Here is a 13,140-nt window from a genome sequence, read left to right as displayed (position 1 = left end):
CTATCCCTTGTTTGAATTTAATATCTTAGCAACTTCTTTGGCGTGATAGCTGATGATTAGATTAGCTCCAGCTCTTTTAAATGCTATCATAGTCTCCATCATCACACGATCATAATCTATGACACCTGCCTTAGCGCCAGCTTTTAAAAGTGCGTATTCTCCACTCACATTATATACACAAAGTGGTAAATTCGTTCGCTCTTTTATATCTCTTATGATATCTAAATATGCTAAAGCCGGTTTAACCATCAAAATATCAGCGCCTTGAGCCTCATCTTCTAAGCTCTCATTAATCGCTTCAAGTCTATTAGCGGGATTCATTTGATAGCTTTTTCTATCGCCAAAGCTTGGAGTGCTTTGCGCTACATCACGAAATGGCCCATAATATGCTGAAGCGAATTTGGTAGAGTAGGACATAATAGGTAAATTCATATATCCATTTTCATCCAATGCCTTACGCAAAGTATAAATTATCCCATCCATCATTCCACTAGGTGCTATCATATCAGCGCCAGCTTTGGCGTGGATTAGGGCTTGTTTGGCCGATATTTCAAGGGTAGCGTCATTATCCACGCTGCCGCATTTATGATCCAAAATTCCGCAATGTCCGTGATCTGTGTATTCACAAAAGCATAAATCAGTAATAACTATAAGATCTTTGAATTTCTCTTTAATAGCCCTAACGGATCTAGCAATTATCCCATTTTCATCCAAAGCATCGCTCCCTATGCTATCTTTTAAATTTGGAATTCCAAATAAAATTATAGATTTTATCCCTAAATTTATGATCTCATCGCACTCTTTTAAAATCTCATCTAAACTCATCTGAAACACGCCAGGCATCGAGCTTATCTCATTTTTAATTCCCTTGCCCTCAACTACAAAAAGCGGATATATAAAATCACTAATAGATAATCTATTTTCTGTTAGCATATCACGCAAAGGCTCATTCAATCTTAATCTTCTATATCTTTTAAACATTATTAATTCTCCTGAAAATTTAGTGATTATAGCAGAATTTAAGTTAATTAAAAATAATTGATTTTGTTTAGATTTAATTGCAAATGATACAATAAAACAAAAACAGAAGGAAAAAAGTGCATATAGAGATATCTAAAGTTGCAAATTTGCCAACTAAATTTGGAAATTTCAAAATCAAAGCATATAAGGAAAATGATAAAGAGCATTTAGTAATTTTTAGTTCAAATTTAAGCAATCCATTAAACCTTAGAATTCACTCTGAGTGTCTAACAGGCGATGCTTTGGGGAGTAGAAAATGCGATTGTGGCGAGCAGCTAGAAGCGGCTTTGAAATATATCGCAGATAATGGTGGAATGGTGATATATCTTCGTCAAGAAGGTAGAAACATCGGATTATTAAACAAAGTCAATGCCTACGCCTTACAAGATACCGGTCTTGATACTATAGAGGCAAATCATCAGCTAGGATTTAAGGCTGATGAGAGGACATATGAGATGGTTGATTTTATCTTAGATGATTTTGGGATAAAAAGTGTGAATTTATTAACCAATAATCCGCTTAAACTCTCAAGTATAAAAGCTCAAATAGTAAGCCGAATTCCGATACAAATAGAGGCAAATAAATACAATAAAGATTATTTAAATATTAAAAAAGAGCAGATGGGGCATATGCTATGAGTGATGAATTTTGGGAGAGTGTGGCTAAGTTTGATGAGGTCTTAAAAAAATTCAATAAAATTCATAATCTAACCAATTATAAAGATATCAAGCCAGTAGCCCTTGATAGCATAGAGCCGATTAAATTTCTAGACTTTAAGCCTAAGGTTTGTGTGGATGTAGGCAGTGGGGCAGGATTTCCGGCGATATTTTTGGCTATGATTTTAGATGAATGTGAGTTTCATCTATATGAGCCAATAGCGAAAAAATCAAGCTTTTTATCCTATGCGAGTGCGAATTTGAAACTTCAAAATATCACTATACATAGCCAAAAATTAGAAAATTCCAAAAAGATTAAAGCTGATTTAATCACATCTAGGGCATTGATGAAAACGGCTGATTTGATCGAAATTTGCCAAGGATTTTATGATGAGAATACGACATTTTTACTATACAAAGGCTCAAATGCGAAATTTGAGATAGAAGAGCTTAAATGTTATAAGAAAATTTATCAAGAAAATGAGCGAAATTATGTAGTATTAAAGGGGTTAAAATGATAGCTAAAATCATAATATTTGTTTTGATTATAGGGGTAATTTACTATTTTATAATTCCTAAATTTAGGAGTAAAAAGCCTAGTGATAGTGGTGAAAGCTTTGTCGAATGTAGTAAATGTGATACATTTGTAGAGCTTAAAGATAGCGTATTAAAAGATGGAAAATATATCTGTAAGGAGTGTTTAAAATGATTATAATCGGTAGTGATTTAATAGCTTATGAGCCAGTGTTTTTATCTAAATTTGAGCCAAAAAATTTAAACTCAAAGTGTAATTTTATTGTAGTTTCTAATATTAAAGAGGCGTTAATTGCTAATGCTAATGGAGTTAAATTTATCGTATGCGATACTATAAAACTAGCTAAAAAACTACAAAAATTAGCTGATGATTATCTATTTGATAGCAAAATTGCTTTAATCATAAATAGCGATGAAGAGCTACAAAAAGCAGCCAAAAAGAGAATTGACGCAGTTATTTATAAAAGTGCGATAAGGGGGTAAGATGGAGATTTTTAAGACTGTATTTTTTATGGTAGCTCTTATGTTACTTTTTGTCTTTATCGGTGGTATGATAGGCGGAGTTGGTGGTATGTTAGTAGCGTTTTGTATTGCGCTGGCTATGAATTTTTTCAGCTATTTTTATAGTGATAAGCTTATTTTAAAGCGATATAACGCCCAAGAGCTTAATAGCTCACATCCATTATATCATATGACTAAAAAGCTCTGTTTTAAAGCTGGATTAGAACTACCAAAGCTATATATAATTAGCGACTCTGTCCCTAATGCATTTGCTACTGGCAGAAATCCAGCCAATGCTGCTGTGGCTCTAACTACTGGATTGCTCGATACACTAAATGATGATGAGATAGCAGCAGTTATCGCTCATGAATTAGGCCATGTAAGACACTATGATATTTTAACTGGTTCTATTGCAGCAGTATTTGCAGGTGGAATTGCGATTTTGGCGAATTTCGCTCAATTTGGTGCTATGCTAGGAAACAATCAAAATCGCCAAAACCCCATTTTGATGATTGCTCTAGCTATTATAATGCCACTAGCTGCTACCATAATACAGATGAGCATCTCACGCTCAAGGGAGTTTGAAGCAGATAGATTTTCAGCTTCGATAACTAACGCTAATGACCTAGCAAACGCTCTATCAAAGTTAGAGAGTAGCAATCAGCGTGGCGTAGTAAAAAACGCCAATGAACAAACCGCTCATATGTTTATTATAAGTCCATTTAGTGGCGGTATCGCAAGTGGGATATCTAATCTCTTTCGCACTCATCCCACAACCAAGCAAAGAGTGGAGAGACTAAGAGAGTTAAGCTATCAAAACCCAGCTAAAAGGTATTTTAATAGCTGATGGAGAATTTAGAAAAAGAGCGAAAATCTATAAAATATAAGCTTATTTGGATCTTGATTTTAGCGGCTTTTGTGGATTTTGCAATTACTTTGGTGCTTTGGTTTTTTGATCCTTTTTTGGCTTTAATCGGTGGATTTTTAGCCGGTCTTTGGATATATTTTTGGTTTAAATTTAAATTTTTTGCTGAATTTGAGCTAGGTTTAAAAGAGAGACTAAGAGATGAGCTAATCAAAGAATTAGGCTTAAATCAGCCAAATTTACCTTGTATTAATAACCATTTTAATGGCGATGTTAGTGAGTTTGGACTATTTAGCTTAAATGGTTTTGATGTGCGTGATATCTGCGTGAAAAATAGCGATGAAATTATATTTTATGGTCTTTTAATCAGTGGTAAAATCAGCAAAAATATAGAGATTAATGAGAATTTGCTAGGATTTAAAAGCTCATATTTTATCCAAAATGGTTATTTGAGTTTATATATTTACACAGACTCTGATACTATAATTGCGAATTTAAAAACACCTTTAAATATCAGCTATAAAAGCGCTAAAGAGAATGTAAAAAATATTATAAAGATCATAGATCAGCTAGGTTGATCCTAGCTGATTTGAATTATAGATATCCTGCAAAAGTAGTAAAGATATAACCAAATATACAAGATACAAATACCCCAAGCAAGCCTGGAATAATGAAGCTATGGTTGATTACATATTTGCCTATTTTTGTTGTGCCTGAGCGGTCAAATTGTATCGTAGCAAGGTCGCTTGGATATGTAGGAAGGATATAATATCCATAACAAGCCGGAGCAAACGCCACGATAATAGCTGGATCAACCCCGATACCCAAAGCCAATGGCACAAACGCCGCCAAAGCCGCAGCTTGTGAATTTACAAATTTAGATATCAAAAGTAGCATAATAGCATAGGTCCATGGATATAGCTGAACTATACCACCTAATGATTCTTTAAGCATCGGAGTATGAACGCTAAACATTGTATTAGCCATCCAAGATATACCAAATACCGCTACAATAGCTATCATACCAGATCTAAAGATTGCGTTTTGAGCGATTTCACCCGCTTTTACCTTAGTTGCTATTATAAGGATTGCGCCAGTAATTAGCATAAATATTTGAATTACAGATACCATACTCATCGGCTTCATCACGCCTTTGCCATTATCAAATGCAGGGCGAAGCTCAGGGAAAGCGCCAAGGATAGCCACAATAGCGATCGCACCTAAGAATATCCACATAGCAACCCACTCTATCGTAGGGAGTTTGACATCTAAAAGTGTTTTAGAGTCGCCATAGACATATTTTTTAAATTCAGGGTCATTGTGAATTTTAGTTTGGAACTCTTCATCTTTATCTAGATCTTTACCTCTAAACCAGCTATAAATCCCAACGGCTAAAACACCTATCAAGGTTGATGGCACGGTGATCGCAAGCAAATTCAAATATCCATCAAAGCCCTCTAAATGCTTAACACCAGGAGCTAATAACATAGCTGTCAAAGATACCACCGCCACGCTCACAGGACTTGCGATGATACCCATTTGCGAACTAACTGATGCTGCGGCCATAGGTCGCTCTGGGCGAATTCCATTTTTGATAGCGATATCATAGATAATTGGCATCATTGTATAAACCACATGTCCAGTCCCACATAGAATTGTCAAAAACGCAGTTACAAATGGGGCTAGGATTGTTAAGAATTTAGGATTTCTCCTTAGGATTCTTTCAGCAATTTGAAGCATTACATCAAGACCGCCACTAGCAAGTAAGGTCGCACTAGCTACAACCACGCATAAAATAGTAAAAATAACATCAATAGCCGGTTTGCCAGGAGCCACATCAAAACCAAATGTAAGCACGAACATACCAACACCGCCAAGCAAGCCAAGAGCTATACCGCCCTTTCTAGCACCATAAAATAGACAAATCAAAACAACCAAAAGCTGAATAGCAAATTGTTTGCCATCGCTTAATTGCGTTAAAAACTCCATCTATTCTCCTTTCTTTGTAATAAATTTAAGAGCAATTTTATCTTTTAAAAAATTATATCTAACTTAAATTTTATGCGTAAATTTAAAATTAAAAATTATTTTGTATAATCGAGCTATTTTATCTAAGGCAAATATATGTTTTCAAGCTTTTTTGAGAGTAAAAAATGGGCTTTTTGGGCTTATGGTGGGCTTTTTGTGATTATTGTATCTTTGATTTTTCAAACTAGATTAAATGTAGCGATTAATGATTGGTATAAAGATTTTTACGATATTATGCAAAATGTCAAAGATCATAGTGTAGATGAGTTTTGGGAGCAAATTTATAGATTTTTATTAATTGCGATGCCTTATGTGATTATCGCTACTATTACGACATTTTTTGCTAGCCATTGGGTTTTTAGGTGGCGAGAGGCTATGACTTTTGGTTATCTAAATAGATGGAGAGCGTGTAAGCACGATATAGAAGGCTCTAGTCAAAGGATACAAGAAGATGTTTATAGATTTGCTAAGATTACTGAAACCTTAGGCTTACAGATATTAAAAGCTATAATGATATTAATAGCATTTATCCCAGTTTTATGGGGACTTAGCAGTGGGGTGGATTTGCCATATTTAAAAGAAATTCCCGGCTCATTAGTTTGGATAGCCTTAGCTGTTAGTGTAGGTGGGCTTATAATATCTTGGTTTGTAGGTATAAAGCTACCAAAGCTAGAATACAATATCCAAAAGAGTGAAGCGGCTTTTAGAAAAGAGCTAGTTTATGCTGAAGATGATAAGGTAAATTATGCGAGTTTTGAGAGTGTATTGGGGCTATTTACTGGGCTTAGATTTAACTATTATAGGCTATTTTTACACTATGGATATTTCAATGTTTGGCTTATTTCGTTTTCACAATTTATGGTTATTGTGCCATTTATAATTATGGGAAATGGGCTATTTAGCGGAGTTATAACGCTTGGAGTCTTAATCCAAGTTAGCAACGCATTTGACCAAGTTCGCAGTAGTTTTAGCGTATTTATAGATAATTGGACGACGATTACAGAGCTTAGAAGCATACATAAAAGGCTTGATGAATTTGAGAAAAATATTAAATTTGGCTAGTTTTATATAGTTTTAAATTCAAATTTGATATAATCCTAGCTTATCTTAAAGTAAAGGAAAAGCGTATGCCAAAGATGAAATCTGTTCGTGGTGCAGCTAAACGCTTTAAAGTTGGCAAAAATAAGATAAAAAGAGGCTCCGCATTTAGAAGCCATATCTTAACCAAAATGTCACCTAAGCGCAAAAGAGACCTAAGACAATCTCAATATGTAGATAGCACAAATGTCTCAGCTGTGAAAAAAATGCTTTGTATATGAGTTTTTGACAATTTAAGTCATTCTAACCTCCCTTTTATGGGGCAAGTTCCAAATTTGGACGCCAATTTGTAAAGGATAAATATGGCAAGAGTTAAAACTGGTGTTGTAAGACGCCGCAGACACAAAAAAGTTCTAAAACTAGCTCGTGGTTTTTATAGTGCTAGACATAAACATTTTAGAAAAGCTAAAGAGCAGTTAGAAAGAAGTTTAGTATATGCGTATCGTGATAGACGCGCTAAAAAGCGTGATTTCCGTAGATTATGGATCATCCGCATTAATGCAGCGTGTAGATTAAACGATATTAGCTACTCAAGATTTATAAATGGTCTTAAAAAAGCAAACATCGAATTAGATAGAAAAGTTTTGGCAAACCTAGCTATGAATGATGCAGCGGCATTTGCTAGCATTGTAGCAGAGGTTAAAAAAGCTTTATAATATTTGCCTAGCTTTATGCTAGGCTACTTTTATGTATTCAAATTTAATATCATATTTAGATCCAGAGTGGCAAGAGCTTTTAAAAGATGAGCTAAATAGCCAAAATTTCGCTAATATAATTAAATTTTTAAACTCACAAACCGCTGTAATCTACCCACCAAAAGAGCTTATTTTTAATGCATTTAATTTATGTAAACCAAGTGATTTAAAGGTTATAATTATTGGTCAAGATCCATATCATAATGCTGGTGAAGCGATGGGATTAGCCTTTAGTACTCCAAATAATATAAAAACACCGCCAAGTTTGAAAAATATATTTAAAGAGCTTTTTGATGATTTAGATTGCGATATATTTACTAGTAGAAGCAGTGATTTAACTAGTTGGGCAAATCAAGGTGTTTTGCTTTTAAACACTGCCCTAACAGTAGAACAAAATCGTCCTGCTTCGTACTCTAAAATTGGCTGGCAAATCTTTACTGCTGGTGTTATTCGTGTTATAAATGCTAAATTTGACCACTGCGTATTTATGCTTTGGGGTAATCACGCAAAGGCGCTATCGCCACTGATAGACCCAAATTCACATCTAATTTTACAAGCTGCTCACCCAAGTCCATTAGCAAGGGGAGCATTTTTTGGTTCTAGGCATTTTAGCAAGTGTAATGAGTATTTGCTAACTCATGGCAAAGCCTTAATTGACTGGCTTAGCTAAATAAAAATCTTTAGTTAAAAAGCTATTAATATGCTTTGTAGTATTGGATATTATGTCTAATTTGCATTAGTTCATTTTCACCCATTTCCTTTAGAGTGCTTAGCTTAAGATTTTGCAACATGTATTGTTTTAAATCTTCAATATTTAAGCTTTTTGGATTGAAATTGATGCGATTATTTTTCAAATCATCATAGGTATAAATCGGAATAATGCCTTTAATAGCAGAAAAACGATTAATATTCTCTTGGTTTTTAGCTATTAATACCACAGGAATACCCATCGCAGTGCAAGGCGCAGCACAATGCAAAGCAGATGTAACTATTAATTTTGCCTTATTTTTATAAGTTTGTAGTAGATCCTCAGTTTTTCTATATAAGTTTTTCCAATCCAAAGATCCATCTACTTCGAAAGAAGCTTCTTGTTGATTAATATGTTATAAAATTTGAATTATTTTATAATTAGTAAAAATAGTTAAAGGAAAATCTACTCCAAGTAGCTGCTTGGAGTAGATTAGGTGTTAGATTATAGCAGAAGCGATAAAGCCAAATGCGACAGAAAAAGCAATGGCTAAAATGCCAGGGATTAAGAAAGCATGGTTAAACACATATTTACCAAGTCTTGTAGAGCCTGTATCGTCCATTTGAACTGCACCAAGAAGTGTAGGATATGTAGGCAATACAAATAGAGCCGAAACAGCAGCAAAAGACGCAACTAGCATATATGCATCGCCTGGATTAGCTGCGCTGATACCAAGGGCTGCTATAACTACTGGAGTGATCGCCTTAGCGGTTGCTGCTTGAGAGTATAGAAGCATAGCCGCAAAGAAGAATATAACAGCAAGTAGTGATGGAACAGCCTTAACCCAATCACCAGCTAGAGTTTTAATCTCTTCTGTATAGCCACCAACAAATGTATTACCAAGCCACGCCACACCAAGAACACAAACGCACGCTACCATACCTGATTTAAATACGCTTGTATCGGCTACTTTGCCAACTTCAATTTTACAAAAGATTGTAATGAATGTAGCCACGCCTAGCATAAAGCTCATAATAGCAGCATCTCTAGGGACAACGACATTTTCTATAAGAACCGGTTTGCCGCCGACTTTTGAGATAGCAGTAGCATATAGAACAACTAGTAAAACACCGATTAAAAAGATAGCAACAGATAGTTTAGCGCCTGGTTTAAGCTCTTTATTTTGAACGCCAGTTGATGGTTTTACTAGACCTTGAGCTAGACGCTCTTTATATACTGGATCTTTGCTTAAATCAAGATTAGCAAATAGTGTAATAATTAAAGCTGTAAGCATACAACCAGCAAATGTAGTTACTAACCATAATCCAATTAGAGTTGGATAGCTCCAACCAAGTGGCTCTAATACGCCTGTCATATAGACGACGGCCGCACTAACAGGGCTAGCTGTGATAGCTATTTGGCTAGATACAACTGCAATTGATAGTGGAGCTGATGGTTTGATATTTTGCTCTTTAGCAACTTCAACAATAACTGGAATCATAGAAAATGCTGTATGGCCTGTACCTGCTAAAATTGTCAAAAAGTATGTAACAGTTGGAGCTAGGAAGTTGATATATTTAGGATTTGAGCGTAAAATTCTCTCAGCTATTTGGACTAAGTAGTCTAATCCGCCAGCAAGTTGCATAGCTGAAATCGCTGCGATAACTGACATAATAATTAAGATAACATCCCAAGGAATAGTTCCTGGTTTCATACCTAGACATAAACCTAGAATAACAACACCGATACCACCGGCGTAACCGATACCGATACCACCGAGGCGAATACCCACAAAGATAGCGCCTAGCAAGACAATGATTTGTAAAATCAATACAAAATCCATAGATTCTCCTTTATTTGGCTTGCTAAGAGATCAACTCTTAGCAAATTTTAACACGAAATTTAGATTATTTATTTTCACCCATATGCGGATTAAGCATATTAGCAGGTGTTAAGATTTTATCAATCTCTTCTTTGGTTAGATAGCCACGCTCTAAGCAGATATCTGCTACGCTTTTACCTGTTTGTAGGGCTTCTTTGGCTATGCTAGCTGATTTTTCGTAGCCGATATATGGGTTGAAAGCTGTAACAATACCAATAGAGTTATAGACAAAATCGCTACAAATTTTTTCATTAGCTGTGATTCCATCTATACATTTGTCAGCTAGAGTTTTCATAGCTTTTTCAAGCATGATAATTGAGTTAAATAGACTATATGCTACAACTGGTTCAAAGACATTTAATTGTAATTGACCACCTTCGCAAGCGAATGTAACAGTAACATCAGAGCCGATTACAGAGTAGCAAACTTGATTTACCACTTCAGGGATTACAGGATTTACCTTGCCTGGCATGATAGAGCTACCTGGTTGCATTTTTGGTAAATTTATCTCATTTAAGCCACATTTTGGACCTGAGCTTAGAAGTCTTAAGTCATTACAAACTTTTGATAATTTAGTAGCTACCCTTTTTAAAACACCAGAAATTTGGACATATACGCCTGTATCTTGTGTAGCTTCTATCAAATCTTCAGCTACTTTATACTCATGGCCTGTAACTTCTCTTAATTTTTTCTCTACTACTTTTGGATAATCTGGGTGAGAGTTGATACCTGTACCGATAGCAGTACCACCTAAATTGACTTCTAATACAAGTTTTCTAACTTCTAGAATTCTCTCGATATCTTCGCCTATCATTACGGCAAATGTTTTAAATTCACGGCCTAAAGTCATAGGCACCGCATCTTGAAGTTGAGTTCTACCCATTTTTAATACATTTTTAAATTCTTCGGCTTTTCTCTCATAAGCTTTTTTAAGGTATCCCATAGCTGTGGCTAAATCTGTCAAATAGTCGTGAAGTGCTAGGTGAAGTGCTGTTGGATAAGCGTCATTGGTGCTTTGGCTTAAGTTTACATGGTCATTTGGATGAAGGAATTGATATTCACCTTTTTTATGACCTAAATGCTCTAAAGCGATATTGGCTATAACTTCGTTTGCGTTCATGTTGGTTGAAGTACCAGCACCACCTTGGATCATATCTACTACAAATTGATCATAGTATCCACCAGCTAGAATTTTGTCGCAAGCTGCGATGATAGCACCTTCTTTTTCTTGATCCAAAAGACCTAATTCTCGGTTTGCCATTGCGGCTGCTTTTTTAACTCTTGTGATAGCACGCACAAATCTAGGGAAGTTTTTTAATCTGTCGTGAGATATGTTGAAGTTTTCAACGGCTCTAAATGTTTGGACGCCGTAATAAACATCATCGCTAATTTCTAATTCACCGATAAAATCGTGCTCTTTTCTTGTTCCCATTTTTATCTCCTTTGATAAATATTTCAATTAAGATTCTATTACCTTATTACTTAATATATTTTGAAAATTTCAAAAAAGACCTCCAAATGTCGAATTTACGGGGATTAAAATTTGACGATTATGGATTTTTGGGCTTTTAAAAGAGTATTATTTTTTTTTAAAATATTATATTATAATTGATGTTTAATTTTATTTTAATTTGATTTATATTGAAATTTAGTCCCAAAAAATGAGAATTTGGGACTTGTTAAGTAAGATCTTGTTTAAATTTATAGCTTATTTTACTTTATTGCTTAGCAAGATTGAGATAAATTTAGTATTTGGATTTGCATCTAGAGCAATTTTTATACTCATTGTTAGTGGTACAGCTAAAAACATTCCGCCAATGCCAAAAACAAACCCCCAAAATAGTAAGCTTAAAATCACTACTAGCGTAGAAATACCAAGTCCTTTGCCAAGAAATCTAGGCTCGATAAAGTTCCCAATAGCGATATTTACAACCAAATATATTAAAGTAAGCCACAAGGTTGCACTTAAATCATTCACAGCTAAACTAACTAAAATAGCAGGAACTGCTGCAATAATAGATCCTATTGTGGGAATATAGTTTAAAATACAAGCCAAAATCGCCCAAAGAGAGGCGTGTGGTACATCAAAAAATATTAAAAATCCCCACACAATCACTCCTGTAGCAATTGATGAAACGGTTTTAATAGCTAGGTAATGTTTTAAATTTGATATAAATGTACTAGCAATATCTAAAGCTATAGGATTTTTGGAGGCAAAGTACTCGACCTTGTCTTTAAAAATCTGCGCTTCAAATAAAATAAATGCTAAAAGCAAAAATACTAAAAAAGATTGCGTAACTATTCCGCCTGTTTGAACTAATAAATTTGAAGTAGTTGCTAAGAGCTTGTCTATATTTATAAAGCTTAATATATTATTACTTATATCGATATTTGCGTTAGTTTTTAAATATATTACTAGATTATCCATAAATATATCAATTTTAGCTTTATAAAGTGGCAAATTAGCACTAAAACCTAACAAAGCCGTAGCAATAACATTACCTAAAACCCAAAGTCCACTACCGCAAATACCAATTAAAATGATAAATGCAAAAAAGCGATTAATATGCACTTTACTCATCAATTCAAGAGCCGGAAAAGCAATAATTGCTATAAAAACTGCGAGTAAAAATGGCACTACAATCGAACTAGCTAGGCTTAGCCCACCAATAATAATTACAAAACTAGCAATTGCTACTAGATTATATCTCAAATTTATTCCTTAATAATATCGATTTTATGCTAAAATTCCAGCATTTTGAAGTTTTTGACTTCGTTTAAGAGCATAAATTCGCTCATTGTTAATTAAATCATACTTCCAAATTGGTGCATTTGCCTTAAAATCTTCAACAAATTCATTTATTAGTTTAAGTGCTACTTTTCTTTGTGGACTACAAACTCCAGCTATAAAGCTGCTTTCATGCACTGCTACATCTCCCCTACTATGTGCCATTAAGATTATAGCATTTTGCGATTTTGCTCTTTCTTGCCACTTATTAAACCACGCTTTTAAAATCGGTTCATATAGATCAAAACTAAGCCCACTTATACCGCCCTCATCTCTTACCACGCCTACAAAACTCATAATAGCTCCATAATTTTTAAGCTTATTATCGCTATACCATCGGCTAGTTATTTCATTTGCGTCTAGATTGCCATCATAAATTTCCATC

Annotated in this window: 17 protein-coding genes; 10 read left to right on the top strand and 7 right to left on the bottom strand. The window is 34.6% G+C overall.

Annotated elements, in window-relative coordinates; all coding sequences use genetic code 11:
* A complete protein-coding gene (gene hemB / locus CIGNP85_RS04235) occupies window positions 1-981 on the bottom strand; it encodes a porphobilinogen synthase (protein ID WP_086252272.1) in 981 nt (326 codons plus the stop codon).
* 116 nt (window positions 982-1,097) lie between these two features.
* Here hemB and ribA point away from each other — a divergent pair, with 116 nt between their 5' ends.
* Genes ribA through CIGNP85_RS04205 form a run of 6 tightly spaced genes read left to right on the top strand, consistent with a single transcriptional unit; the run spans window position 1,098 to window position 4,154 of the window.
* The gene (ribA, locus tag CIGNP85_RS04230; protein ID WP_086287123.1) at window positions 1,098-1,658 is read left to right on the top strand and encodes a GTP cyclohydrolase II; all 561 of its coding nucleotides are present in this window, start codon (window positions 1,098-1,100) and stop codon (window positions 1,656-1,658) included.
* Window positions 1,655-2,194, top strand: coding sequence for a 16S rRNA (guanine(527)-N(7))-methyltransferase RsmG (gene rsmG, locus CIGNP85_RS04225; RefSeq protein ID WP_086287121.1), 540 nt, complete (start codon window positions 1,655-1,657; stop codon window positions 2,192-2,194). Before ribA ends, rsmG begins: the two co-directional genes overlap by 4 nt.
* A complete protein-coding gene (locus CIGNP85_RS04220) occupies window positions 2,191-2,385 on the top strand; it encodes a PP0621 family protein (RefSeq protein WP_086238442.1) in 195 nt (64 codons plus the stop codon). The genes rsmG and CIGNP85_RS04220 overlap by 4 nt, the downstream gene beginning before the upstream one ends.
* The gene (locus CIGNP85_RS04215; protein WP_086287119.1) at window positions 2,382-2,693 is read left to right on the top strand and encodes a hypothetical protein; all 312 of its coding nucleotides are present in this window, start codon (window positions 2,382-2,384) and stop codon (window positions 2,691-2,693) included. The genes CIGNP85_RS04220 and CIGNP85_RS04215 overlap by 4 nt, the downstream gene beginning before the upstream one ends.
* A 1-nt stretch (window position 2,694) precedes the next feature.
* Window positions 2,695-3,558 (top strand): zinc metalloprotease HtpX, encoded by an 864-nt coding sequence (htpX, locus tag CIGNP85_RS04210; RefSeq protein WP_086287117.1) that lies wholly within the window; start codon window positions 2,695-2,697, stop codon window positions 3,556-3,558.
* Entirely contained in the window at window positions 3,558-4,154 is a 597-nt protein-coding gene (locus CIGNP85_RS04205) for a hypothetical protein (protein ID WP_086287115.1), read from the top strand. Before htpX ends, CIGNP85_RS04205 begins: the two co-directional genes overlap by 1 nt.
* A gap of 16 nt (window positions 4,155-4,170) precedes the next feature.
* Here CIGNP85_RS04205 and CIGNP85_RS04200 read toward each other — a convergent pair whose 3' ends face one another.
* Complete coding sequence (locus CIGNP85_RS04200) at window positions 4,171-5,565, bottom strand: anaerobic C4-dicarboxylate transporter (protein WP_086225207.1); 1,395 nt, start codon at window positions 5,563-5,565, stop codon at window positions 4,171-4,173.
* Window positions 5,566-5,700: 135 nt separating this feature from the next.
* On the opposite strand from CIGNP85_RS04200, the gene CIGNP85_RS04195 reads away from it, so the two are divergent.
* The 4 genes from CIGNP85_RS04195 to ung all read left to right on the top strand — a co-directional run bounded on the left by CIGNP85_RS04195 (window position 5,701) and on the right by ung (window position 8,067).
* Entirely contained in the window at window positions 5,701-6,666 is a 966-nt protein-coding gene (locus CIGNP85_RS04195; protein WP_086235522.1) for a putative transporter, read from the top strand.
* Window positions 6,667-6,731: 65 nt separating this feature from the next.
* Window positions 6,732-6,923 (top strand): 50S ribosomal protein L35, encoded by a 192-nt coding sequence (gene rpmI, locus CIGNP85_RS04190; protein WP_086225205.1) that lies wholly within the window; start codon window positions 6,732-6,734, stop codon window positions 6,921-6,923.
* Window positions 6,924-7,004: 81 nt separating this feature from the next.
* Window positions 7,005-7,358 carry a 50S ribosomal protein L20 gene (rplT, locus tag CIGNP85_RS04185; protein ID WP_086225204.1) on the top strand — a complete coding sequence of 118 codons (354 nt, stop codon included), beginning with the start codon at window positions 7,005-7,007 and terminating at the stop codon, window positions 7,356-7,358.
* A gap of 31 nt (window positions 7,359-7,389) precedes the next feature.
* Window positions 7,390-8,067 carry a uracil-DNA glycosylase gene (gene ung, locus CIGNP85_RS04180; protein ID WP_086287113.1) on the top strand — a complete coding sequence of 226 codons (678 nt, stop codon included), beginning with the start codon at window positions 7,390-7,392 and terminating at the stop codon, window positions 8,065-8,067.
* A 25-nt stretch (window positions 8,068-8,092) separates the two neighbouring features.
* On the opposite strand, the gene CIGNP85_RS04175 is transcribed toward ung, so the two are convergent.
* From CIGNP85_RS04175 to CIGNP85_RS04155, 5 genes are all read right to left on the bottom strand, one after another.
* Window positions 8,093-8,458: a hypothetical protein gene (locus CIGNP85_RS04175; RefSeq protein ID WP_086229661.1), complete on the bottom strand. Its 366-nt coding sequence runs from the start codon at window positions 8,456-8,458 to the stop codon at window positions 8,093-8,095.
* 126 nt (window positions 8,459-8,584) lie between these two features.
* The gene (locus CIGNP85_RS04170) at window positions 8,585-9,928 is read right to left on the bottom strand and encodes an anaerobic C4-dicarboxylate transporter (RefSeq protein ID WP_086225201.1); all 1,344 of its coding nucleotides are present in this window, start codon (window positions 9,926-9,928) and stop codon (window positions 8,585-8,587) included.
* 64 nt (window positions 9,929-9,992) lie between these two features.
* Window positions 9,993-11,399: an aspartate ammonia-lyase gene (gene aspA / locus CIGNP85_RS04165; protein ID WP_086225959.1), complete on the bottom strand. Its 1,407-nt coding sequence runs from the start codon at window positions 11,397-11,399 to the stop codon at window positions 9,993-9,995.
* Window positions 11,400-11,675: 276 nt separating this feature from the next.
* Entirely contained in the window at window positions 11,676-12,680 is a 1,005-nt protein-coding gene (locus CIGNP85_RS04160) for an AI-2E family transporter (RefSeq protein ID WP_236845059.1), read from the bottom strand.
* Between the two features lie 24 nt (window positions 12,681-12,704).
* Complete coding sequence (locus CIGNP85_RS04155; RefSeq protein WP_086225198.1) at window positions 12,705-13,139, bottom strand: molybdopterin synthase catalytic subunit; 435 nt, start codon at window positions 13,137-13,139, stop codon at window positions 12,705-12,707.
* Between the last annotated feature and the right edge of the window lies 1 nt (window position 13,140).

This window comes from Campylobacter sp. P0085, from assembly GCF_002139495.1.
Taxonomy (GTDB): Bacteria; Campylobacterota; Campylobacteria; order Campylobacterales; family Campylobacteraceae; genus Campylobacter; species Campylobacter devanensis.
Note: the sequence above shows the minus strand (reverse complement) of the source record. Positions and strands in the feature narration are given on the sequence as shown.

Excerpts from the sequence above, each read along its gene's own strand:
- hemB (WP_086252272.1), bottom strand. The coding sequence starts at position 981 with ATGTTTAAAAGATATAGAAGATTAAGATTGAATGAGCCTTTGCGTGAT.
- rsmG (WP_086287121.1), top strand. The coding sequence starts at position 1,655 with ATGAGTGATGAATTTTGGGAGAGTGTGGCTAAGTTTGATGAGGTCTTA.
- CIGNP85_RS04220 (WP_086238442.1), top strand. The coding sequence starts at position 2,191 with ATGATAGCTAAAATCATAATATTTGTTTTGATTATAGGGGTAATTTAC.
- CIGNP85_RS04215 (WP_086287119.1), top strand. The coding sequence starts at position 2,382 with ATGATTATAATCGGTAGTGATTTAATAGCTTATGAGCCAGTGTTTTTA.
- htpX (WP_086287117.1), top strand. The coding sequence starts at position 2,695 with ATGGAGATTTTTAAGACTGTATTTTTTATGGTAGCTCTTATGTTACTT.
- CIGNP85_RS04205 (WP_086287115.1), top strand. The coding sequence starts at position 3,558 with ATGGAGAATTTAGAAAAAGAGCGAAAATCTATAAAATATAAGCTTATT.
- CIGNP85_RS04200 (WP_086225207.1), bottom strand. The coding sequence starts at position 5,565 with ATGGAGTTTTTAACGCAATTAAGCGATGGCAAACAATTTGCTATTCAG.
- CIGNP85_RS04195 (WP_086235522.1), top strand. The coding sequence starts at position 5,701 with ATGTTTTCAAGCTTTTTTGAGAGTAAAAAATGGGCTTTTTGGGCTTAT.
- rpmI (WP_086225205.1), top strand. The coding sequence starts at position 6,732 with ATGCCAAAGATGAAATCTGTTCGTGGTGCAGCTAAACGCTTTAAAGTT.
- rplT (WP_086225204.1), top strand. The coding sequence starts at position 7,005 with ATGGCAAGAGTTAAAACTGGTGTTGTAAGACGCCGCAGACACAAAAAA.
- ung (WP_086287113.1), top strand. The coding sequence starts at position 7,390 with ATGTATTCAAATTTAATATCATATTTAGATCCAGAGTGGCAAGAGCTT.
- CIGNP85_RS04170 (WP_086225201.1), bottom strand. The coding sequence starts at position 9,928 with ATGGATTTTGTATTGATTTTACAAATCATTGTCTTGCTAGGCGCTATC.
- aspA (WP_086225959.1), bottom strand. The coding sequence starts at position 11,399 with ATGGGAACAAGAAAAGAGCACGATTTTATCGGTGAATTAGAAATTAGC.
- CIGNP85_RS04155 (WP_086225198.1), bottom strand. The coding sequence starts at position 13,139 with ATGGAAATTTATGATGGCAATCTAGACGCAAATGAAATAACTAGCCGA.